The 20,172-nt window shown below is 62.0% G+C and carries 19 protein-coding genes and 2 pseudogenes; 12 read left to right on the plus strand and 9 right to left on the minus strand.

Features of this window, described 5'->3' with window-relative positions; translation table 11 throughout:
- The 3 genes and pseudogenes from AC1ECN_RS04390 to AC1ECN_RS04400 form a co-directional block, all read left to right on the plus strand.
- Positions 1 to 511: pseudogene (locus AC1ECN_RS04390) on the plus strand (CASTOR/POLLUX-related putative ion channel); the annotation flags it as partial.
- A gap of 137 nt (positions 512 to 648) precedes the next feature.
- Positions 649 to 1,707: an aldo/keto reductase gene (locus AC1ECN_RS04395; RefSeq protein WP_130672859.1), complete on the plus strand. Its 1,059-nt coding sequence runs from the start codon at positions 649 to 651 to the stop codon at positions 1,705 to 1,707.
- A gap of 100 nt (positions 1,708 to 1,807) precedes the next feature.
- Positions 1,808 to 2,851, plus strand: coding sequence for a DUF2278 family protein (locus AC1ECN_RS04400; RefSeq protein ID WP_477952288.1), 1,044 nt, complete (start codon positions 1,808 to 1,810; stop codon positions 2,849 to 2,851).
- A 40-nt stretch (positions 2,852 to 2,891) separates the two neighbouring features.
- Here the strand turns inward: AC1ECN_RS04400 and AC1ECN_RS04405 are convergent, their stop codons facing one another.
- On the minus strand, positions 2,892 to 4,112 hold the full coding sequence (locus tag AC1ECN_RS04405) for an aminotransferase-like domain-containing protein (protein WP_130672861.1): 1,221 nt from the start codon (positions 4,110 to 4,112) through the stop codon (positions 2,892 to 2,894).
- A 389-nt stretch (positions 4,113 to 4,501) separates the two neighbouring features.
- On the opposite strand from AC1ECN_RS04405, the gene AC1ECN_RS04410 reads away from it, so the two are divergent.
- The 5 genes and pseudogenes from AC1ECN_RS04410 to AC1ECN_RS04430 all read left to right on the plus strand — a co-directional run bounded on the left by AC1ECN_RS04410 (position 4,502) and on the right by AC1ECN_RS04430 (position 7,111).
- Entirely contained in the window at positions 4,502 to 5,602 is a 1,101-nt protein-coding gene (locus AC1ECN_RS04410) for a branched-chain amino acid aminotransferase (RefSeq protein WP_477952289.1), read from the plus strand.
- 107 nt (positions 5,603 to 5,709) lie between these two features.
- A pseudogene (locus AC1ECN_RS04415) lies at positions 5,710 to 5,840 on the plus strand (PIN domain-containing protein); the annotation flags it as partial.
- Between the two features lie 123 nt (positions 5,841 to 5,963).
- Positions 5,964 to 6,215 carry a ribbon-helix-helix domain-containing protein gene (locus AC1ECN_RS04420; RefSeq protein ID WP_018074241.1) on the plus strand — a complete coding sequence of 84 codons (252 nt, stop codon included), beginning with the start codon at positions 5,964 to 5,966 and terminating at the stop codon, positions 6,213 to 6,215.
- Complete coding sequence (locus AC1ECN_RS04425; protein WP_130672863.1) at positions 6,199 to 6,534, plus strand: type II toxin-antitoxin system RelE/ParE family toxin; 336 nt, start codon at positions 6,199 to 6,201, stop codon at positions 6,532 to 6,534. The genes AC1ECN_RS04420 and AC1ECN_RS04425 overlap by 17 nt, the downstream gene beginning before the upstream one ends.
- Positions 6,524 to 7,111 (plus strand): class I SAM-dependent methyltransferase, encoded by a 588-nt coding sequence (locus tag AC1ECN_RS04430; RefSeq protein ID WP_130672864.1) that lies wholly within the window; start codon positions 6,524 to 6,526, stop codon positions 7,109 to 7,111. The genes AC1ECN_RS04425 and AC1ECN_RS04430 overlap by 11 nt, the downstream gene beginning before the upstream one ends.
- Positions 7,112 to 7,160: 49 nt before the next feature.
- On the opposite strand, the gene ilvC is transcribed toward AC1ECN_RS04430, so the two are convergent.
- Together ilvC and AC1ECN_RS04440 are read right to left on the minus strand one after the other, a co-directional pair.
- Positions 7,161 to 8,219: a ketol-acid reductoisomerase gene (gene ilvC / locus AC1ECN_RS04435; RefSeq protein ID WP_018482866.1), complete on the minus strand. Its 1,059-nt coding sequence runs from the start codon at positions 8,217 to 8,219 to the stop codon at positions 7,161 to 7,163.
- Positions 8,220 to 8,229: 10 nt separating this feature from the next.
- Entirely contained in the window at positions 8,230 to 8,895 is a 666-nt protein-coding gene (locus tag AC1ECN_RS04440; protein WP_018074237.1) for a TetR/AcrR family transcriptional regulator, read from the minus strand.
- A gap of 141 nt (positions 8,896 to 9,036) precedes the next feature.
- Between AC1ECN_RS04440 and AC1ECN_RS04445 the strand changes: the two genes are divergently transcribed.
- A complete protein-coding gene (locus AC1ECN_RS04445; RefSeq protein ID WP_018074236.1) occupies positions 9,037 to 9,516 on the plus strand; it encodes a hypothetical protein in 480 nt (159 codons plus the stop codon).
- A gap of 23 nt (positions 9,517 to 9,539) precedes the next feature.
- A complete protein-coding gene (locus tag AC1ECN_RS04450) occupies positions 9,540 to 9,905 on the plus strand; it encodes a DUF4087 domain-containing protein (protein WP_130672865.1) in 366 nt (121 codons plus the stop codon).
- An 83-nt stretch (positions 9,906 to 9,988) separates the two neighbouring features.
- On the opposite strand, the gene AC1ECN_RS04455 is transcribed toward AC1ECN_RS04450, so the two are convergent.
- The 3 genes from AC1ECN_RS04455 to AC1ECN_RS04465 form a co-directional block, all read right to left on the minus strand.
- Positions 9,989 to 11,671 (minus strand): hypothetical protein, encoded by a 1,683-nt coding sequence (locus tag AC1ECN_RS04455; RefSeq protein WP_130672866.1) that lies wholly within the window; start codon positions 11,669 to 11,671, stop codon positions 9,989 to 9,991.
- Positions 11,671 to 12,729, minus strand: coding sequence for a glycosyltransferase family 2 protein (locus AC1ECN_RS04460; protein ID WP_477952291.1), 1,059 nt, complete (start codon positions 12,727 to 12,729; stop codon positions 11,671 to 11,673). Before AC1ECN_RS04460 ends, AC1ECN_RS04455 begins: the two co-directional genes overlap by 1 nt.
- A 180-nt stretch (positions 12,730 to 12,909) precedes the next feature.
- A complete protein-coding gene (locus AC1ECN_RS04465; protein WP_130672868.1) occupies positions 12,910 to 13,836 on the minus strand; it encodes an AraC family transcriptional regulator in 927 nt (308 codons plus the stop codon).
- A gap of 204 nt (positions 13,837 to 14,040) precedes the next feature.
- Between AC1ECN_RS04465 and AC1ECN_RS04470 the strand changes: the two genes are divergently transcribed.
- Complete coding sequence (locus AC1ECN_RS04470; RefSeq protein ID WP_011652713.1) at positions 14,041 to 15,087, plus strand: NAD(P)-dependent alcohol dehydrogenase; 1,047 nt, start codon at positions 14,041 to 14,043, stop codon at positions 15,085 to 15,087.
- 182 nt (positions 15,088 to 15,269) lie between these two features.
- On the opposite strand, the gene AC1ECN_RS04475 is transcribed toward AC1ECN_RS04470, so the two are convergent.
- From AC1ECN_RS04475 to AC1ECN_RS04485, 3 genes are all read right to left on the minus strand, one after another.
- A complete protein-coding gene (locus tag AC1ECN_RS04475) occupies positions 15,270 to 17,225 on the minus strand; it encodes an elongation factor G (RefSeq protein ID WP_130672869.1) in 1,956 nt (651 codons plus the stop codon).
- 209 nt (positions 17,226 to 17,434) lie between these two features.
- Positions 17,435 to 18,700, minus strand: a complete 1,266-nt coding sequence (locus AC1ECN_RS04480; protein ID WP_018074228.1) for an NAD(P)/FAD-dependent oxidoreductase — start codon at positions 18,698 to 18,700, stop codon at positions 17,435 to 17,437.
- 108 nt (positions 18,701 to 18,808) lie between these two features.
- Entirely contained in the window at positions 18,809 to 19,273 is a 465-nt protein-coding gene (locus tag AC1ECN_RS04485; protein WP_018074226.1) for an Lrp/AsnC family transcriptional regulator, read from the minus strand.
- Positions 19,274 to 19,430: 157 nt separating this feature from the next.
- Between AC1ECN_RS04485 and AC1ECN_RS04490 the strand changes: the two genes are divergently transcribed.
- Positions 19,431 to 20,150, plus strand: a complete 720-nt coding sequence (locus AC1ECN_RS04490; RefSeq protein ID WP_024320830.1) for an aspartate/glutamate racemase family protein — start codon at positions 19,431 to 19,433, stop codon at positions 20,148 to 20,150.
- Positions 20,151 to 20,172: the final 22 nt, after the last annotated feature.

Here is a 20,172-nt window from a genome sequence, read left to right on the forward strand (position 1 = left end):
CGGCTACTCCGACGGCTACTCCGACCACATGGCCGCACAGCCCGCCGACACCCGCACGCTCGTCACCCTTTTGCAGCTACGCCGGATCGCCGAGAAAACCGGCCGCCACATCGGCATCGTCAGCGAGATGATCGACGTGCGCAACCGTGAGCTTGCCGCYGTCACCCGCGCCGACGATTTCGTCGTCAGCAACAAGCTCGTCAGCCTGATGCTGGCGCAGGCCTCCGAGAACGGCCAGATGGCGGCGATCTTCGACGAACTGCTCGACGAGGACGGCTCGGAAATCTACATGCGCCCCGTCACCGACTATGTTTCGATCGACAAGCCGCTGACCTTCTATACGATCTGCCTTGCGGCGCTGCGCCGCGGCGAGGTCGCGATCGGCTATCAACGGCAGCGGCAGGGAGAAGCCGACGCCCGCAATCTTTCCGGCGTCGTCGTCAATCCCGGGAAATCGGATCTTCTGGCCTTTGCCGAGGCCGATCGCCTGATCATCCTCGCCCGCCAGTGAACCCGCGTGTGAAAGTTCACACGCAAGCGAGCGTGGGAGTTCGCGCAAGCGAGTTCACGCAGGCGTGAACGCGCGGCGATTTGCCATTGCCGGGCTTTGCGCTACGTCACTCACATTTGGATGAGGGAGGAATTTCAATGGAATATCGTCTGCTCGGCCGTTCCGGCCTGAAGATTTCGACTTTGACAATGGGCACGATGACCTTCGGTGGCGTCGGCTGGGCAAAGACCGTCGGCGACCTCGGCGTTGCAGAGGCGCGCAAGATGATCGACATGTGCATCGATGCCGGCATCAACCTGATCGACACCGCCAATGCCTATTCATCGGGCGAATGCGAAAACATCATCGGCGATGTGCTCGGCGGCAAGCGGCCGCAGGGCGTGTTGCTCGCCACCAAGGCCCGCTTCAGCATGGGCGACGGCCCGAACGACCAGGGTCTGTCGCGCTACCACCTGATCCGGGAATGCGAGGCGAGCCTCAAGCGCCTGAAGACCGATGTCATCGACCTCTACCAGGTGCATGAATGGGACGGCCAGACGCCGCTGGAAGAGACGATGGAAGCGCTCGACACCCTGATCAGGCAGGGCAAGGTGCGTTACGTCGGCTGCTCGAATTATTCCGGCTGGCACATCATGAAGGCGCTCGGCATCGCCAACGAGCACAGATACCAGCGCTTCGTCAGCCAGCAGATCCACTATACGCTGGAGGCGCGCGACGCCGAATACGAGCTGCTGCCGATCTCGATCGACCAGGGCCTCGGCGTGCTGGTCTGGAGCCCGCTCGCCGGCGGCCTGCTCTCCGGCAAGCATCGCCGCAACCAGGCAGCCCCCGAAGGCACGCGCCAGTTCGCCGGCTGGACCGAACCGCCGATCCGCGATGAGAACCGCCTTTGGAACATCGTCGAGACGTTGGTCGCGATCGGCGAAGAGCGCGGCGTTTCGGCGGCACAGGTGGCGCTCGCCTGGCTGATCGGCCGCAAGGCCGTGACCTCGGTCATCATCGGCGGCCGCACCGAAGCCCAGTTCCACGACAACATCGCCGCCGCCGCGCTGAAACTCACGGACGACGAAAGCAAGCGCCTCGACGCGGTCAGCCTGCCGCCGGTGATCTATCCCTATTGGCACCAGCTGAACACGGTTAGCGACAGGCTTGGTGAAGCCGACCTCGAGCTTTTCGGCCCGCATCTCCAGCAATAGGCGATAGCGGATCCGGCATCGCACGGCGAAGACAGGCGTCACAAAAGATGCACTTTCGCCGTGTTATCGTCAAACCCCGCCACCCGCCGCGAGGTTCTCCATGCTGAAGAATTACACGGTCCTGAAGGGTACGGCGAGCGCCCTTGCCCTCGACGACGACAATGATCCCCATATCGAAATCCGCATCGAGGCGAATGGCGTCAGCTACCGCATCGCGCTCAACGTCCGCTCCAAGGAATCGCCGCACGACCTGCTCTACGCCGATATCGTCGGTTTCAAGCATCCGGCGCTGACGGAGGCGCTCGAAGCTCTGCCGATGGGCCTGACCGACATCCGCAAGGACCGTCCGGAGCTCGCAATCGATTATGTCCGCGGCGGGTTGATCGAGCGCGAAGAAATGAATGTCGCGCCCTTCCAGCTCTCCGGGCCGAAGAATGACCTGCGTGACTTCATCGAGCCGATCGTCCAGGAAGGCATTGCCGATTCCGACGYGCACTTCTACGCCTTCGGCGAGGCCTGGGGGCCCGAGAACAACAAGCCGGACCAATATTTCGACTTCGAACCGGGCAACGGCATCCACGACATCCACATGAACCAGGGCGACGGCGGCAGCTTCAAGGCCACCAACGGGCCGAACCAGGACGGCGCCCTGCTCGTCCATTTCAACGATACCGACGAATGGGCGGCGATCTTTCTCTGCTTCCAGTCGCAGAACTGGAACACCGATGCGGCGACCGGCCATCCGGTTTCCGACAGTCGCGGCGGCCAGGGCCGCGGCGAAGGCACACGCCGGCCGCAGCCGATCGTCGCCTCGTCGCTGCGTATCGTCGCCGCGCTGATTAACCCGGTGAACGGTGAAGGCGGCACCGAGGCCGAAACGGTGACGATCATCAACCGCTCCGACATGGAGGCATCGCTCGACGGCTGGAAGCTGGAGGACGAAAACGGCAGGACCCAGACGCTGTTGGGATCGCTGAGCGCAGGCGAGCTGCGCACCATAGCGCTCGATGCCGCAGTCGGCGGCCCGCAGCTTGCCAACAGGGGCGGCGACATCATCCTTCGCAATGCCGACGGCGCCGTGGCCGACCGGGTCGGCTACGGCAAGAGCGAGACGGCGAACGAAGGCTGGACGACGATCTTCTGATCGGCGCCCTGCCCTTGATCTGTCAGCCGGGCGGCTGGAATCAGCCGCCGATTTCGGCCGAGATCAGCGCGCTCAGGCGGCCAATGCCGTCCTCGATCATCTGCTCGTTGGCGCAGGAGAAGCTGACGCGGAAAGTGTTGGCGCCCGAACCATCGGCGAAGAACGCCTTGCCGGGCACGAAGGCGACCTTGGCGGTTTCGAGCGATTTCGCCAGCAGCTTGGCGCCGTCCATACCCTCCGGCAGCGTGATCCAGATGAACATGCCGCCTTCCGGCTTTGTCCAACTGGTGCCCTCCGGCATGTATTTATCGAGTGCGGCCAGCATGCAGTCGCGGCGTTGGCTGTAGGCGGCCTTGATCCTGGCGACCTGCGCATCGAACCCGCGCTCGGCGACATCTGATATCGCCATCTGGTTGATCGTCGAAGAATGCAGGTCGGCCGCCTGCTTCATCAGCACCAGCTTGCGGATGACCGGCGCGTTGGCGACGATGAAGCCGACGCGAAGACCGGGTGCCAGCGTCTTCGAGAAGCTGCCGCAATAGATCGTGCGCGTATCGTTGATATGGCCCTTCTCGGCGATCTCGAGCGCCAGGATCGGCGGGATCGGATCGCCGTCGTAACGCAGCGACTGGTAGGCCGCATCCTCGATAACGGCGATGTCGAGATCTTCTGCCAGTGCCAGGACCTTTTTGCGGCCGTCGAGATCGACGGTCTCGCCGGTCGGGTTGGAGAAGTCGGCGGAAAGATAGGCGAACTTCACCTTGCCGCCGGCAGCGGAAGCGGCCGCACGGTAGGATTCGGGCGTCCGGTTGCCGTTCGGCGTCAGCTGATCGTAGGCTGGTTCATAGGCATTGAAGGCCTGCAGCGCGCCGAGATAGGTCGGCCATGTCACGAGTGCGGTGTCATCAGGCGACAGGAAGAGCTTGCCGAGATAGTCGAGGCCCTGCTGCGAACCGGACACGATGAAGACATTGTCGAGCTCGCAAGGGATGCCGAGAGCCGCCATCTGCCCGACCAGCCATTCGCGCAGCGGCTTGTAGCCTTCGCTGACCGAATATTGCAGCGCCGAATTGACGGCGGCGCCGTCGAAGATATCGGCATAGGCCTGCTTGAATTCCTGATCCGGAAACAGCGCCGGATCAGGAATGCCGCCGGCAAAGGAGATGATGTCGGGCCGGTCGAGAAGCTTCAGGAGCTCGCGGATTTCGGATGCGCGCATGCGCGACGAGCGCGACGCAAACATGGTGTCCCAGTTCAGCATGGGGTTTCCTCATATTTTCTATACCGCCGACAAACCATGCGGGGAAAATTATGTCAATAATGCTGACCTATTTTCTTGTCATGGTGACAAGTTGGAGATCTTATATCCCAAAGCCCTGGTGCGGGATTGGCGACCGCCTTTCCCGATAAGGATGAAATTTCCCGAACCAACCGAATGCTTTTCAGTACCGCCGATGTTCGGGATTCACTTGATGTAGGGGCCATCCAATATCGAAGGCGCTCGATCCCGATTTTGCTGCTCGACGTCAGCCACATCCAGCGATTATTCCGCTGATCAAAGCCGAAACCGGCTGATTCAGACCTTTCCAAGACCAGCTCGACGGCGGTAGTGTCGCCGCCACTATTCAATTTACTATCAAGGTGCCAGCAATGACCGTGAYGTCGGCCTCTCCTGAAATCAAAATCGAACTCCACAAGTCTCCCGTCTCCGACGCCGACCGCATTCAGGCACTGGAAACGCCCGGCTTCGGCAAGGTCTTCACGGATCATATGGTCCTGGCACGATGGACTGCCGATAAGGGCTGGCACGATGCGAAGGTTACGCCGAGGCGGCCCCTGGAGCTCGATCCTGCGAGCGCCGTGCTGCACTACGCTCAGGAAATCTTCGAGGGCATGAAAGCCTACAACGCAGATGATGGCCGGATTCTGCTCTTTCGGCCTGAAGAGAATGCACGCCGCTTCGCGCAGTCGGCGACCCGCATGGCGATGCCGCCTGTACCCGAAGAACTCTTCCTGAAGGCGGTCGAAGAACTGGTCCGCGTTGACAAGGCCTGGATTCCGTCCGGCGACGCCAGCCTGTACCTTCGCCCCTTCATGTTCGCCAACGAGGCGTTTCTCGGCGTTCGTCCGGCTCAGGAATATGTCTTCTGCATCATCGCCTCTCCGGTCGGCGCCTACTTCAAGGGCGGCGCGAAGGCCGTCTCCCTTTGGGTCGAGACCGAATACACCCGTGCAGCCAGCGGCGGTACTGGCGCGGCAAAATGCGGCGGAAACTACGCAGCCAGCCTCGTGGCGCAAGCCGAGGCGTCGAAGAAGGGTTGCGATCAGGTCGTCTTCCTGGACGCCGCAGAGCATCGCTGGGTCGAAGAACTCGGCGGCATGAACGTCTTCTTCGTGATGAACGATGGATCAGTGGTGACCCCGCCCCTTGGCGGCACGATTCTGCCGGGCATCACCCGGGCCTCAGTGATCGTGCTTGCCGAAGAAAGGGGCTTGCGCGTCGAGCAGCGCCCCTACTCGTTCGCGGAATGGCAAGACGACGCTGCCAGTGGCAGGCTCGTCGAAGCCTTCGCTTGCGGCACGGCCGCGGTCCTCGCCGGCATCGGCCTGGTTCGACATGCCGGCGGCGAGTTTCTGGTCGGAGACGGACAGACCGGCAAGTTGACCAGCGAACTGCGCCAGCAGCTCGTCAGTCTGCAGAAGGGCGTAACGAACGATGAGCACGGCTGGACGCGCCTCATCCCGGCCTGAAATCCGGACGTTCCACACGAACGGCGGCGTCAGCACCGACATGGTGGGGGCGCGCCGCTCTCCGCCTCGCCCGCAAAGCCGTCGGGCCGGCGATCTATTCCGCCCTCGCCGCGGCAACTCATAAACTCGCCACCACCGACGCGATCATTTCTGCGACCGCGGAGCGCCATGATGCCGATATCCTGACTTGCGACGCCATTTCAAGGATCTCGAATGCGCCGTCCACATCGATAAAAAGACTGATCCGCATGTGACCCAAGCCCTCGACGGCGCAGCACAACGCTTCTATCACAAACTGGGAAATGGTAATCTGGCATCTGAAATGGCTGAAAACCGGCATGGGCGGGCGGCACCGAATCCAATGGCGAAAATGACGATCTCGCTTCCGGATAATCTGGCGGAATACGTCGAAAACCGTGTCGCAAGCGGCAGATACAGCAGTGCTGACGCATTCCTGGCAGAGCTCATTCTGAAGGATCAGCTCCATCACAAACTTGACGACGAAGAACTGCGCAACATCCTGAGACAGGCTGAGGAAAGCGGCCCGAGCGATCGACGCATTCCCGACATCCTGTCGGAAACGAAGGCGAAGCTGCGTGACAATAACCTATAGGCTGACCCGAATCGCGGACGCCGTGCTATCAGGCATCGACGAATATGCTTGCCTCAACTTCGGCGAGGCGCAGGCAGACGCCTATCTTCTCGACTGGGACAGGATTTTCGTGCTTCTTTCCCACGCTCCCTCCATGGGAGAAGAGTGCGACGAACTCGGCGCTGGCCTTCGCCGCCTCCTCCATATGCGCCACGTCGCCTTCTACCGGGTGACATCGGAAGGGATTGTCGTCATTGACATCATCGACGCGGACCGGCTTCCCGAAAGACATCTTCAATCCAACCGACGCCCCCGATCGGCCGAACAGCATGCCTCTTGAGCGCACCTCCGCCTTCTATGAGGAAAATGCCGAGACATATGCCAACCGGGCGCGCAGCCTGCCGAAGCAGCGGCTCGATGCCTTCCTCGCTGGTCTTGCCCCGGGTGCTGCAATCCTCGAACTCGGCTGCGGCGGCGGGCAGGACAGCGCCTACATGCTGTCGCAGGGTTTCGACGTTATGCCGACGGATGGCTCGGCCGAGCTTGCAAGACAGGCCGAAGCGCTGATCGGCAGGCCGGTCAGGGTCATGCTGTTCCAAGAGCTCGACGCCGACAGCGCCTTCGACGGAGTCTGGGCGCAGGCAAGCCTACTCCACGTCCCGAGGCCCGAGCTGCCCGATGTCTTCGCCCGCATCCGGCGCGCCCTGAGGACGGGCGGCATCATTCATGCGACCTTCAAGGCAGGCGATGCGGAAGGCCATGACGGCTTCGGTCGTTATTACAACTACCCCTCCGCCGAATGGCTGTCGGAGCTTTTGACGAAAGGCGGCTGGCGGAACATCGCCATCAGCGAGAGCGACGGCGGCGGCTACGACGGCAAGCCAACCCGCTGGCTGACCGTCAGCGCAGAACGGTAAAGGCCGGAGCTTTCGCCCCGGCCTTAAACTGCAACAGCACAGAAAGTGCTTAGTTGACCGACTTGTCGACCAGCTTGTTCTTGCCGATCCAGGGCATCATGCCGCGCAGCTTGGCGCCGACTTCCTCGATCTGGTGGCTGTCGTTCAGGCGGCGGATGCCCTTGAAGCGCGAGCCGCCGGCGCGGTATTCCTGCATCCAATCGGACGTGAACTTGCCGGTCTGGATGTCCTTGAGGACGCGCTTCATCTCGGCCTTGGTCTCGGCGGTGATGATGCGCGGACCGGAGACATATTCGCCCCACTCGGCCGTGTTCGAGATCGAGTAGTTCATGTTGGCGATCCCGCCTTCATAGATCAGGTCGACGATCAGCTTCACTTCGTGCAGGCACTCGAAATAGGCCATCTCAGGAGCGTAACCGGCTTCAACCAGCGTTTCGAAACCGGCGCGGATGAGCTCGACCAGACCGCCGCAGAGAACGACCTGTTCGCCGAAGAGGTCGGTTTCGCACTCTTCGCGGAAGTTAGTTTCGATGATGCCCGAACGGCCGCCGCCGACGCCGCAGGCGTAGGAGAGAGCAAGTTCAAGCGCATTGCCGGACGCGTTCTGGTGAACGGCAACGAGGCAGGGAACGCCGCCGCCCTTCTGGTATTCGCCGCGAACCGTGTGGCCCGGGCCCTTCGGTGCGATCATGACGACGTCGACCGAAGCCTTCGGCTCGATGAGGCCAAAATGAACGTTGAGGCCGTGAGCGAAGGCGATTGCCGCGCCGTCACGGATGTTGCCGGCGATGTCAGCCTTGTAGATGTCGGCCTGCAGTTCGTCCGGGGTGGCCATCATCATCAGGTCTGCCCAGGCGGCAGCTTCGGCAACCGTCATGACCTTGAAGCCATCGGCTTCGGCCTTCTTGACGGTCGGCGAACCGGCCTTCAGCGCGATGACGACGTTCTGGGCGCCGCTGTCCTTGAGGTTCAGCGCATGGGCACGGCCCTGCGAACCGTAGCCGATGATGGCGACCTTCTTGGACTTGATGAGGTTGAGATCGGCATCACGATCGTAATAGACGCGCATTTGAAGTTCCTTCCCTTTGCTTGTCTTGTTGACTGTCATTAAAGCGGAATCAGCCGAGAACCGGCATCTCCGCCAGAACCTTGTCCGTGCCATAGAGCCTGAGGAAGGCGGTGACCGCCCTCTCCGCCTGGCGTGCGGTATCCTTGAGGCCCGGTTCGCCGAGCAGCATGCGCACATGCAGGTCGGAAACAACAAGGCCGTAAAGCGTGTGATAAGCCTCGTCGGCATCGGAAAAACGCAGGAGCCCTGCCCTCTTCCCGGCATCGATCAGCGCCATGGCGCGCCGGTCGATCTGGCGGCGGCCGCGCTCGAGCAGCAGCTTGCCGAGTTTCGAGCCGTCGCGGTTCGACTGGCCGATCGCCAGCCGGTTCAGGGCCAGCGAGACGTCGCCGGCGAGCACTTCCAGCAAGTCACGCGCAAAAATGACGACATGGTCGTGCAGGCTCGCCGCCGTCAGCCGCTCGCCGTTGCGTTCGAAGGTGCGCACCTTGCTTGCCTGATAGGCGATCATCGCAGACAGCAGCCCGTCGCGATCACCAAACCACTTATAGAGGCTTTCCTTCGAACAATTGGCGGCGCGCGCAACGCCCGAAGTCGTCAGCGCCTTCTCGCCGCCATCGACGAGCAACTGCAGCGCCTGCTCCAGAACGGCGTTCTGGCGCGGCGAAAATTCGCTCGGCTCTGCGGTATCGACGGACACGATCATGGCTCCCATATACGTACCGTACGGTACGGTTCGTGAGGTTTATGCGATAAACCGATCAGGTCGTCAAGAAGTCCAGATAGATTTTTTTAATACGGGAAACCGCGATGAAACACCAGAATTGGATAGGCGCGAATCCTCGGCGATCGCATAATGTCGCGCTACGCCATTTGCCCGGAGGCTTCGATGTCACGCCTGTCTGCAGCTCTTCTCCTGCTCGGAGCAATTCTCCTTGGCGGCTCAAGCGCTCTCGCGCAGTCCGACAGCGACGTCTATGACCGCATCGAGGAACTGCACGGCGATGCCGCAAGCTTCGACCGGCCGCTGCGCCAACTTGTTCGGGCGATGCGCTCAGGCGACGCCGAGACCATCGCCGGCCTTGCCGAATACCCGCTGACGGTCAAGGCCAACGGCGAGACCTACGACGTCGAGAACGCTGAGGATTTCATCGACAATTTCGACGATCTCGTGACGCCGGAAACGCGCAGCGCCGTCGGGCGCCAGCAATACGAGGACCTCTTCGTCAATAGCGACGGCGTCATGCTCGCCGGCGGCGCCGTCTGGATGGGCGCGATCTGCGAGGACAACGCCTGCGAGGCGAGCCACTGGGCGATCATCGCGATCAACAATTAAAATCTGGCGACGAGGAAAAGTCGATGAAATACCAGATAGCCGCCGCAGTCATCACCGCAGCTCTCGCCATCGCCGCAATCGCACAGGCCGCCGAAACGCGCTGCGGCTGGATCGAGAATCCGACGCCCGCCAACTGGTGGCTGGAGGACGCGGAGAACACCTGGACGATCATGACCGAGGGCGACGATGCCGGCGAGGTGGAAGGCATGGAGTTGATCTCCGACATCTCCGAACATGATTATGTCAGGACCAACGGCAATTACGGCTATGCCTGCGCGTGCATGAGTGTGGAAACTGATGGCAAGGACCGCATCACCCGCATCCTCTCCTTCCGCCAGCTAAAGCTCGCCAAATGCCGTGCCGACAAGGCGCTGAAATTCCCCGGCTGACCAACCCATCACCCGAATACCGGATGGCGGCCGCGATCATGAGCCAATCGTCCGGAGGCAGTTGATCCGCGAAGAGCCGCAGCCTATGACCCCGTAGCGCAACCAGCGGGGATCAAGAGAGGCTCTGCCGGCATCGCCTTGTCGATCGCGTAAAGCTTCGCGAAACCAGCATCCTCGACCAGCGTCAGGCCCGCCGGCATCAAGGTGCCGACATAGCGGTCGGGGATATCGGCGTTGGCGACGAGGACGAAATCGAAACGTCTGCGCCAGTCCGACAGATAAGGCGTAAAGTTTCTATATTCCTGCATCATTGCCGGGCATGACAGCACGCCGATCGACAGCAGATTGCCCTCGGGGACCGCGATCTCAGACCATGGCGACAGAACCGATAGCGGCTGCTTGCCTTTTGCGGTGAAGAGCGTCGGCACGAAGGCATGCGAGAACGGCACGGCAAGCGTCGGCAGGTGCCGGAAAGTATCCAGTCCCCAGGCAAAATGCCGGTTGGAGTGGGCAAGACTGTTCACCGTCTCGGGTTCGTGTCCCAAAGGCAGCACGGCCGCGCCGGCCGGCACCTTCTTGAGCACACTCTCGACGGCGGCAACGTCCTTCTGTGCCAGCCACCAGTTCCAGCCGACCCAGCCGGTGCGGCCGAAGACCGCGAGATTGATGATGAGCGCCAGCAGCATCGCCTGCCGGCGCGTGAGATTGGCGAAGGGGCACACCATCGCCATGGCGACGAGCGCCGTCATGATCGGAAAGCGCCAACTGATCCATCCGGTGCCGAGCATGTGGCGAGGCGAAACACAGGATAGAAGCAGCAGGCCGCAGGCGGCGACGGCAAGCCCGGCATGCATGCGGATATCGCCCGCGCGGACGGCACGTGTGCAGATGAGGATCAGTGGCAGAACCAGCACGACATCCACCACCGGAACATAGGTCGTGATGGCGGAGAGCAGGTTCAGGACGATCAGGACGATGCCGTCGTTCCAGGCAAGGTCAAGGCCGTTGCCACCGGCGTTGGGCAAAGCCGCCGTATGGAGATAGAGCGCCAGCGGCGGCAGGAAGCAGGCGCCAAGCGCCAGCGCCAACCGGCCGGCGAGCCGCATCAGACCCGCCTTCGATCGCACTATATCGATGCGCCAGGAAAATTCGAGGCCGCAGACGATCGCCATATAGAAGCCAAGCGCGAAGAGATGCATCAGCGTCAGCAGCAGCGCGGCGGCGAGCCGCCAGGCAAAGACCAGGGCGGGATTTCTACCCTGCAGCCGGAGATCGATGCAGGCAAAGCCGAGCGCCATGCCGAGGCCGATCTGGAAGTTGATGAAGCCGCCGATCATGGTGGCGCACCAGCTAAGTGACAGCATGGCGGTCTGCCAGTGGTGCCGGCCACCGAAAAGCGCGCGGTGCAGGCCGATCGCGCCCAGTGGCGGCAGCACGATCGCCAGGAAAAGCAAAGCCCGCGCAAGCCTGTCGGCACCGACAAGCGGCCCCAGCCAGGTGGCTAGAACGTCGATCCCGACATTGGTGAAGGTGCGGTTCCAATCGACCGCATAGATCTCAGGAAACGGCTGCTCGCCGATCCCGCCCGAAAGGAGCCAGATACGGGCGTAGTGATTGGGGTAATCGAGAATTGGCGGAAAGGGAAACAGGAGAACCAAAGCCGCGGCAAGTCCGACGAAAGCGACGATCGCAACGGTGGAGTCCTGTCTGGCAATCAATTTCTCAGGCCCGGCTGCGGCCACAGCAGGAGCGGCAATCCGGTCCATTATCCGATCCGGCTGTTCTTTTGCGAGCGCGGCGGCTCTTCGGATGCAAAGGCCACATCCAGCGCCGTGCGCCTGTCGCTGGCGCTCATCTCCGAGAAAGCGATCGACAGTTCCGCGTGTTCACTGCCGCGCACGATCGTCTCGACCATGAACATCGGCCGCCTCTTGCTCTCCTGCACCAGACGGCCGAGATACTCGCCGATGATGCCGATGCAGATCAGCTGGATGGCGCTGAAGGCGCTGACCGCGGCCATGATCGACGACCAGCCGGTCACCGTCTCGCCCTGCAGCCAGCGAACGAAGGTGTAGACGAGCAATGCGATCGCGACGCCCGCGCTCATCATGCCAAGCCATGTGGCTATACGCAGCGGTGTCGTTGAAAAGCTGGTGATCGCATCCAGGGCAAAATTGATCATCTTGCGCAGAGGATATTTCGTCGTGCCGGCAAAACGGGCGTCACGCTCGTAGGGAAGAGCCACCTGCCTGCCGCCGATCCAGCTAACCATGCCACGGATAAAGCGATCGCGCTCCGGCATCGCCAGCAGGATATCGACGACACGCCGGCGCATCAGCCGGAAATCACCGGTATCGCGCGGGATGGTCACGGAAGCCAGCTTGGACAGAGTGCGATAGAAAAGCGAAGCGGAGGCGAGTTTGAACCAGGTTTCGCCCTGGCGGCGCGTACGCTGGCCGTAAACAACGTCGGCGCCGCGCTCCATGATCGGCATCATCATCAAAAGCAGCTCGGGCGGATCCTGAAGATCGGCATCGATCAAAAGCACGCGCTCGCCCCGCGATGCGGCAAGACCCGCCGTCGATGCCAGCTGGTGGCCATGATTGCGCAGAAGACGAATACCGAGCACCTGCGGCACATCAGCCGCCAGGYTCGAAATGATCTCCCAGGTGCGGTCGGACGAGCCGTCATCGACGAGAATGAGCTCGAAGGCATCGCCGGCAACGCTATGAGCCGCAGCGGCGGAGCGGCGGCAGAACTCGCGCAGCCCTTCTTCCTCGTTGTGACAAGGCGCGACGATGGAAAGAAAGGGTACTTGCGTCATGCTGACGTCGGTGCCTGCTTGATGTTTGGCGCCAGACTAGCGACGAAAGGTCAAACATCCTTTAACGATTGGATGCCTGTCGCAGGGCCACCTCTCCCTCCGCAGCCATCGGACTGTAGCTTGCTTCGACCGATCAGACGACAAAACTCGACAATACATGGCTTCCAGACGTGCGCTGCTCTATTCCGCCGCCATGACGTCGCGGGCGCCGTCGACATCACGGGCGCCGTCGACATCACGGGCCGGCGAGGCGCCGTAGAGGCGGCTGTATTCACGGCTGAACTGCGACGGGCTTAGATAACCGACGCGGTGGCCGGCCGTGCCCGCATCGAGGCGCTCCACGAGCATCAGACGGCGTGCCTCGTGCAGGCGAAGCTGCTTCTGATACTGCACCGGCGTCATCGCCGTGACCGATTTAAAGTGATGATGGAAGGACGACACGCTCATGCTGACGCGGTCGGCAAGGTCTTCGATGCGCAGTGGCCGCGCGAAATTCTCCTTCAGCCATGCGACGGCGCGCGCGACCCTGTTGCTGTGGCTGTCTGCAGTGGCAATATTGATCAGCCGCGCGCCATCCGGCCCGGTCAGCACCCGGTAGAGGATTTCCTGCTCGATCAGCGGCGCCATGGCAGGAATGTCGCCTGGACGATCGAGCAAGCGCAGAAGGCGGACGGCAGCATCCAGGAGCTCCGGCGGAGCGACGTTCACCGCCATCCCGCGCTGTCCGTCAGTATCGGCGGCTGGGCGCGGAATATCGATCCGGCTGAGCAACTCCAGCAGCTTTTCGGAATCGATTGCCAGCCCCAGGCAGAGATGCGGAACCTCAGGGCTCGCCTCCGTGACGCGCCAGGCGACCGGCAGGTCGAGCGAGGTCAGCAGATAGTCCCCAGTCCCGTAGCTGATAAGTTCAGTGCCGAGGCGCAAGCTCTTGGCGCCCTGCAGTACAAAGGCAAAACAGGGGCGGTAGCTGCTATGCAGCGGATCGCTGGGCTTGGACCGACGGCTGATGTGAAGATTGCCGATATCAGTCGCGAACTCGCCGTCACCAGCCGCGAAGCGCATCGCGATATCGACAATTTCCTGATAGGGGCTGAAAGGCAAAGTCATGCGGCAACTCTTTCTGTCAACTGTCTGACGCCGGCGATACCGCTCTTATCTAGAGTGCCTTGGCCATTTCGCAAACAGGCCGGCGCCTCACTTTTGCAGGATCGTGCAAAAAGCTGAGAGGATCGCTCTAACCCTCTGACGCAGTTCCGGGCAATAGTCCACCATCTCTTTCAACCCCCACCACAATCGAAAAGGATGGTTCCCATGCCTATTGCAAGAGGCTACGCCGCGACCGACGCTTCCAAGCCGCTGACCCCTTTCACCTTCGAACGCCGTAACCCGAACCCCGACGACGTCGTTATCGACATCAAGTTTGCCGGCATCTGCCATTCGGACATCCACACTGTCCGCAACGAATGGAAGAACGCCGTTTATCCGATCGTGCCAGGCCATGAGATCGCCGGGATCGTCTCGGCCGTCGGTTCTGATGTGACCAAATTCAAGGTCGGCGATCGCGTCGGCGTCGGCTGCTTCGTCGATTCCTGCATCGGCTGCGCCGAGCGCGACCTCGATCGGGAACAGTATATGCCGGGGCTCGCCGGCACCTACAATGACTTCGAAGCCGACCGCAAGACACGGACCCAGGGCGGCTATTCCGACTCGATCGTCGTCAGGGAAGGCTATGTCATGTCCATTCCGGACAATCTGCCGCTCGACGCCTCCGCGCCGCTGCTCTGCGCCGGCATCACGCTCTACTCGCCGCTGCGCCACTGGAATGCCGGCCCCGGCAAGAAGGTCGCGATCGTCGGCATGGGCGGCCTCGGCCACATGGGCGTCAAGCTCGGCGCCGCCATGGGCGCCGATATCACCGTTCTGTCCCAGAGCCTTTCCAAGAAGGAAGATGGGCTGAAGCTCGGCGCCAAGGAATATTACGCCACCAACGACCCGGAAACCTTCACGAAGCTCGCCGGCACTTTCGACTTGATCATCTGCACCGTCAGCGCCGAGATCGACTGGAATGCCTATCTCGGCCTCCTGAAGGTGGATGGTTCCTTCGTGGTGGTCGGCGCGCCGGAAAACCCGATCCCCGTGCATGCGTTCTCGATCATCCCCGGCCGCAAGAGCATATCAGGCTCGATGATCGGCTCGATCAAGGAAACCCAGGAAATGCTCGACTTCTGCGGCGAGCACAACATCGTCTCCGAGATCGAGAAGATCAACATCCAGCAGGTCAACGAAGCCTATGAACGCGTCCTGAAAAGCGACGTCCGCTACCGCTTCGTCATCGACATCGCCTCGCTGGCAGCCTGAGAAAACGAGAGGCGGCTCGCGAGAGCCGCCTATTTGATAACGGCATCCTCCATCCGTCCTCATGCTGAGGCGCGTAGCCCTTAGGGCGAAGCCTCGAAGCATCACCCGCAAACGCCGTTCCTGCCCGCCACGTCGGAGCGCCCGCCCCGTGCTTCGAGGCTTCGACCTTCGGCCTCCGCACCTCATGCTGAGGCTCTCGTGGACTGCAGCCGCAGCAGATATTCGACTGGTTTGAACGGATCAGGGCCTGAACGCTGGCGCGAACGCGGCGGGCCGGCCATCGGGGCATGATGGTCGAAAGAGGTTTCCATGGTCCCCGCTCCGCTGGTCAGGCCCGGCAATTGCTGCTGGACGCTCTGGATCATCGCGGATGCCATGGTGCCTTCCAGCCGGGCCATGCCGTCGGCAATCACGGAATCCGTCATCGTCGCGGCAGATTTCGCAAGCAGGGTCAGCAAGCCGCTCAAGCTCTCCGCGGGCGCTTCGAGATGAAAGCGGTCGATCGGTTCGCATAGGACGGTTTGTGCGGCCGACAGTGCATCTGCGAGCACCCAAGGCGTCAGCTGCCGGAAATCGGCGGCGGTGCTTGCGGGCGAACTGTGCCGGGCCGCCGTCATAGCGACGTGGCAATCGATGATCTGCCAGCCGAAAACGCCCTGCTTCAGCGTTTCGAACACGGTTTCTTCGACTGCCCTGTAAAAGCTGGCGGGCATCTGGCCCACGTCCACATTAAGCGCAAAGCTGTTGCCTGCGCCTTCTCTACGCGGTTCGACGCGTAGACCGACGGTAGCGAGAAATGGATTGGGCTCCTTGAAGAGGATCTGCAGGCCTTCGCCGGTTCCCGCAAGCCTCTCCACTAAGATGACCGTGCTTTCCTCGAACGCAGCCTCGAGACCGAAATCCGTCAGCAGGGTCGATTGGACGACCTCCTTCTGCACCTCGCCATAGAGCGATACGAAGATGTCGTCGGCATCATCGTTCCGGCGCAGATTGATCAACGGATCCTGCTCGGCCATCTGATTCAGCGCCAGCCAGAGCGCCGCCTTGTCGGAGGGCCTTCGGGCAAGGACGCGGGTTTCGAGGCTGGGCGGGGCAAACTGCGACCGCCCGCCCGCGAGCAGGTCGCCGCCCACCGCATCCCCGATACGGGCGCCGGCAAGGCCGCTTACGCGCGCGATCTGCCCGGCGCGAAAGCTTGCGGCGCCATGAACCTGGCCGGCCTCGCAAACCTCGATCGCGGTCACTCGTTCCGGGCCTTTGGCCAAATCCACATATTGCCGGAGCCGGACCGTGCCTGACGTCAGGTACATATAGGACAGTTTTTCACCGCCCCAGCCGCGTTCGATCTTGAAGATTTTTCCGGCAATCGGCCCATCCGGATCGAGGCGCCGGCCGGGCAATATCGTCGCAATGGCCGATGTCAGGGCCGGCACGCCGACGCCGGTCGTTGCCGCACCTGCAAAGACTGGATGCACCAGACCGCTCGCGACCTGATCGCTCAGGCAGCGTCCAAGCCTATCCGCCGTCAGGCGATCGGGCGCCAAGACGTAGTCGTCCAGCAGCGCCTCGTCATTCTCAGCCAGTGCCTCGCAGAGCGGCGTGAAAAGTGGCTCGCATCCGGGAGCCAACGCCTCCACCCTGGCAAGCCTGCTGCCGGCATCGATGACGGACGACATGGCGATGGGGCGAACCGGCAATTGGGCGGCAAGAGCCTTCAGCACGTCCTCATATTGCGCACCGAGACGATCGACCTTGTTGACGAAGAAGATGAAGGGAACGCCAAGCCGCCGCAGCGCCCGCACCAGCACCCGCGACTGGGCCTGTACGCCTTCGACCGCCGAAACGACGACGACAGCGGCATCCAGCAATCCGAGCACCCGCTCGACCTCGGCAATGAAATCCGGGTGACCGGGCGTGTCGATGAGATTGACGATCCTGTCGCCGATCGTGAACGACACCACCGCGGCTCTGATCGTGATGCCACGTTGCCGTTCGAGTTCGAGAGTGTCCGTCTGTGTATTGCCGGTATCGACGCTGCCGAGCTTGTCGATGACGCCGGCGTCAAAAAGCAGTCTTTCGGTAAGGCTAGTCTTGCCTGCATCCACATGGGCGAGGATGCCCAGATTCAAAGTGCGCATGAACCACCAACTTCTCAGAATTTCGAATGTGATTTTCGTGAGAAGTGAATCGGCGCATTGGAACCTCTACTCGCTGTAGCTACGGCTGGATGCGTAACCCTGGTGGTTTTCGGAAGACGCGGGGCAAACCCTAAGGGCGGATCCGAAGATATGTCAAGTTTGGCTACATCGCTGCTTCGAGGCTTGGCCTCTGAAGGACGGGAGAAGAGTTACCCCTCCTCCCGCATCGTCTCTCGCTGGGTGATTAGCCGGGCGCTGTGCTGGCCGCTCAGATAGATCCACAGCCAGCTCCAGGCGACGGAGAAGCGCGAGCGGGTGCCGATCAGGAAGTAGATATGGGCAAGTCCCCAGATCCACCAGGCGAGCCAGCCCTTCAGCTTGATCCGGCCGAAATCGATGATCGCAGCACTCTTGCCGATCGTCGCCAAGCTGCCCTGATGCCAGTAGCGGAAGGGCGCCGGCGCCGGCTTGCCGGATATGCGGGCGCGGATCACCTTGGCGACGTATCCGCCCTGCTGCTTGGCGGCGGGCGCAATGCCCGGCACCGGCTTGCCGTCCTCGCGCATGACCGATGCGGTATCGCCGACGACGAAGACCTCGGGCAGCCCCGGCGCGCTGAGATCTTTCTCGACCACGACGCGCCCTGCCCGGTCGGCCGTAACACCCAGCCACTGCGCCGCCGGCGAGGCGGTGACGCCGGCTGCCCAGACGATCGTCCGGCTGGCAACGAAGGTCTCGCCGATCTTCACGCCGTCGGCGGTGCACTCGGTCACCGGCTTGCCGAGATGGATCTCGACCCCGAGCTTCTCCAGCGCCTTCTGCGCATAGGCCGAAAGCTCTTCGGCGAAGGTCGGCAGCACCCGCGGGCCGGCCTCGACCAGCACGACGCGGGTCTTGCGCGTGTCGATGTTGCGGAACTCCTTGGGCAGCGTGAAATGCGCGAGCTCGGCAATGATGCCGGCCAACTCGACGCCGGTCGGCCCGGCCCCGACGATGGTGAAGGTCAGCAGCGCGTCGCGCACGGCGGGATCGCTCTCCATCTCCGCTCGCTCGAAGGCGAGCAGCACGCGCCGGCGAATCGTCGTCGCGTCCTCCAGCGTCTTCAGGCCCGGCGCCACCGGCTCCCATTCGTCATGGCCGAAATAGGCATGCGTCGCCCCGGTCGCCAGCACCAGCGTGTCATAACTGAGAGTCATGCCGTTGCGTAGGGAAACCGTCTTGGCGCCGCTGTCGACGCCCGTGACCTCGCCGAGCAGCACGGTCACGTCAGGCCGGTCGGCATAGAGACGACGGATCGGCCAGGCGATCTCGGAGGTGGACAGAATGGTGGTCGCCACCTGATAGAGCAGCGGCTGGAAGAGATGGTGATTGCGCCGGTCGACCAGCGTGATCCTGACACCCGCGCCTTTCAAGCCGTTGACGAGCTGCAGTCCACCGAAACCGCCGCCGACAACGACGACATGATGATCGCTCATGACCTACCCCTTTGCGCCATTTCGCTCAAAGCCAATGTGGCCTTCGCCGCGATGGTTGCAACCGCCGTTTCGGCATACCTCCCCTGCATCCCGGTCGGTGGAACCGACTCAATCGGCATAGCCCACGGGTATCGCCATTCCATGTTTCAATTCTTCCATCGAAATCGACGCGGAGACATCAAAGAGTTCGAGCCGGCGAACGATCTGCTTGTAGATCACATCGTAGTGCTCGACGCGCGGCAGGACGATCTTCAGGATGTAATCGTGATTGCCGGTMAGCCGGTGCGCCTCGACGATCTCCGGAATGTCGCTGATGATCCTGCGGAAGGTCTCCGTCCAGTCGTCGGAATGGTGCGCCGTCTTGATGAGTGCGAAGACCGTCGTCGGTACGCCCATTTTTTCCCGGTCGAGCACGATGATCCGCCGGGCGATATGGCCGCTCTCCTCCAGCCGCTGGATGCGCCGGGAACAGGCCGACACCGAAAGCGCCACACGCTCGGCAAGATCGGTCACGGATATGCCTGCATCCTTCTGCAGCATGTCGAGAATGCGCCTATCGCGATCGTCAAGCATGTGTCTAAACTGAACCTCTCGCCGAATTTTTGCATAAACTCGTAAAACCACGCAAAATAATATCACGTATTTCACAGAGATGACAAACAACGCAAACACGTCGCGCCGGAATCGCGGCATCATTCCCGACAGTTGAGAAGCATGGGAGCTTGAAGAAATGGAAATGATCGGACTGATCGGCGGCATGAGTTTCGAAAGTTCGGCGGTCTATTATCGCCTCGTCAACGAGATGGTGCGCGACCGCAAGGGTGGCCTCGCCTCGGCTGAACTCATCCTGCATTCGGTCAATTTCGAAGAGATCGTCGCGCTCCAGAAGGCCGGCGACTGGGATATGGCCGCCTCGCGCCTCGGCGACGTGGCGCTGCGCCTGCAGATCGCCGGCGCCCGCTGCATCCTCATCTGCACCAACACCATGCACCTGATCGCCGACAAGGTCGCAGACAAGATCTCCGTGCCGCTGATCCACATCATCGACGAGACGGCAAAATCGCTGCATGCGAGCGGCCGCAAGCGCCCGCTGCTGCTTGCCACCCGCTACACGATGGAGCACGGCTTCTACGGCGACCGCATGAAGGGCCTAGGCCTCGACATCATGGTGCCCGATGCCGGCGACCGCACCACCGTGCACGACATCATCTTCAACGAGCTCTGCGCCGGCAAGGTGCTCGACAGTTCGCGCGACAAGCTGATGGCGGTGATATCACGCGCCATCAATAACGGCGCCGACAGCATCATCCTCGGCTGCACCGAAATCTGTCTGATCCTCGATCCCGACCACCTGCCGTTGCCGGGCTTCGACACCACCGCGATCCATGCGCGGGCGGCGGTCGATTTCGCGCTCGGTGCAGACGAAGAGGCAGAAGAGGAAGCGGCCTGAAGGCCTACGGACAATTTAGTTG

Source organism: Rhizobium sp. 01N447_2, assembly GCF_056399245.1.

Bases quoted from the DNA above. Each gene is read 5' to 3' on its own strand.
- AC1ECN_RS04395 (WP_130672859.1), top strand. From the start codon at position 649: ATGGAATATCGTCTGCTCGGCCGTTCCGGCCTGAAGATTTCGACTTTG.
- AC1ECN_RS04405 (WP_130672861.1), bottom strand. From the start codon at position 4,112: ATGCTGAACTGGGACACCATGTTTGCGTCGCGCTCGTCGCGCATGCGC.
- AC1ECN_RS04420 (WP_018074241.1), top strand. From the start codon at position 5,964: ATGGCGAAAATGACGATCTCGCTTCCGGATAATCTGGCGGAATACGTC.
- AC1ECN_RS04430 (WP_130672864.1), top strand. From the start codon at position 6,524: ATGCCTCTTGAGCGCACCTCCGCCTTCTATGAGGAAAATGCCGAGACA.
- ilvC (WP_018482866.1), bottom strand. From the start codon at position 8,219: ATGACAGTCAACAAGACAAGCAAAGGGAAGGAACTTCAAATGCGCGTC.
- AC1ECN_RS04440 (WP_018074237.1), bottom strand. From the start codon at position 8,895: ATGGGAGCCATGATCGTGTCCGTCGATACCGCAGAGCCGAGCGAATTT.
- AC1ECN_RS04445 (WP_018074236.1), top strand. From the start codon at position 9,037: ATGTCGCGCTACGCCATTTGCCCGGAGGCTTCGATGTCACGCCTGTCT.
- AC1ECN_RS04450 (WP_130672865.1), top strand. From the start codon at position 9,540: ATGAAATACCAGATAGCCGCCGCAGTCATCACCGCAGCTCTCGCCATC.
- AC1ECN_RS04455 (WP_130672866.1), bottom strand. From the start codon at position 11,671: ATGGACCGGATTGCCGCTCCTGCTGTGGCCGCAGCCGGGCCTGAGAAA.
- AC1ECN_RS04465 (WP_130672868.1), bottom strand. From the start codon at position 13,836: ATGACTTTGCCTTTCAGCCCCTATCAGGAAATTGTCGATATCGCGATG.
- AC1ECN_RS04470 (WP_011652713.1), top strand. From the start codon at position 14,041: ATGCCTATTGCAAGAGGCTACGCCGCGACCGACGCTTCCAAGCCGCTG.
- AC1ECN_RS04475 (WP_130672869.1), bottom strand. From the start codon at position 17,225: ATGCGCACTTTGAATCTGGGCATCCTCGCCCATGTGGATGCAGGCAAG.
- AC1ECN_RS04480 (WP_018074228.1), bottom strand. From the start codon at position 18,700: ATGAGCGATCATCATGTCGTCGTTGTCGGCGGCGGTTTCGGTGGACTG.
- AC1ECN_RS04490 (WP_024320830.1), top strand. From the start codon at position 19,431: ATGGAAATGATCGGACTGATCGGCGGCATGAGTTTCGAAAGTTCGGCG.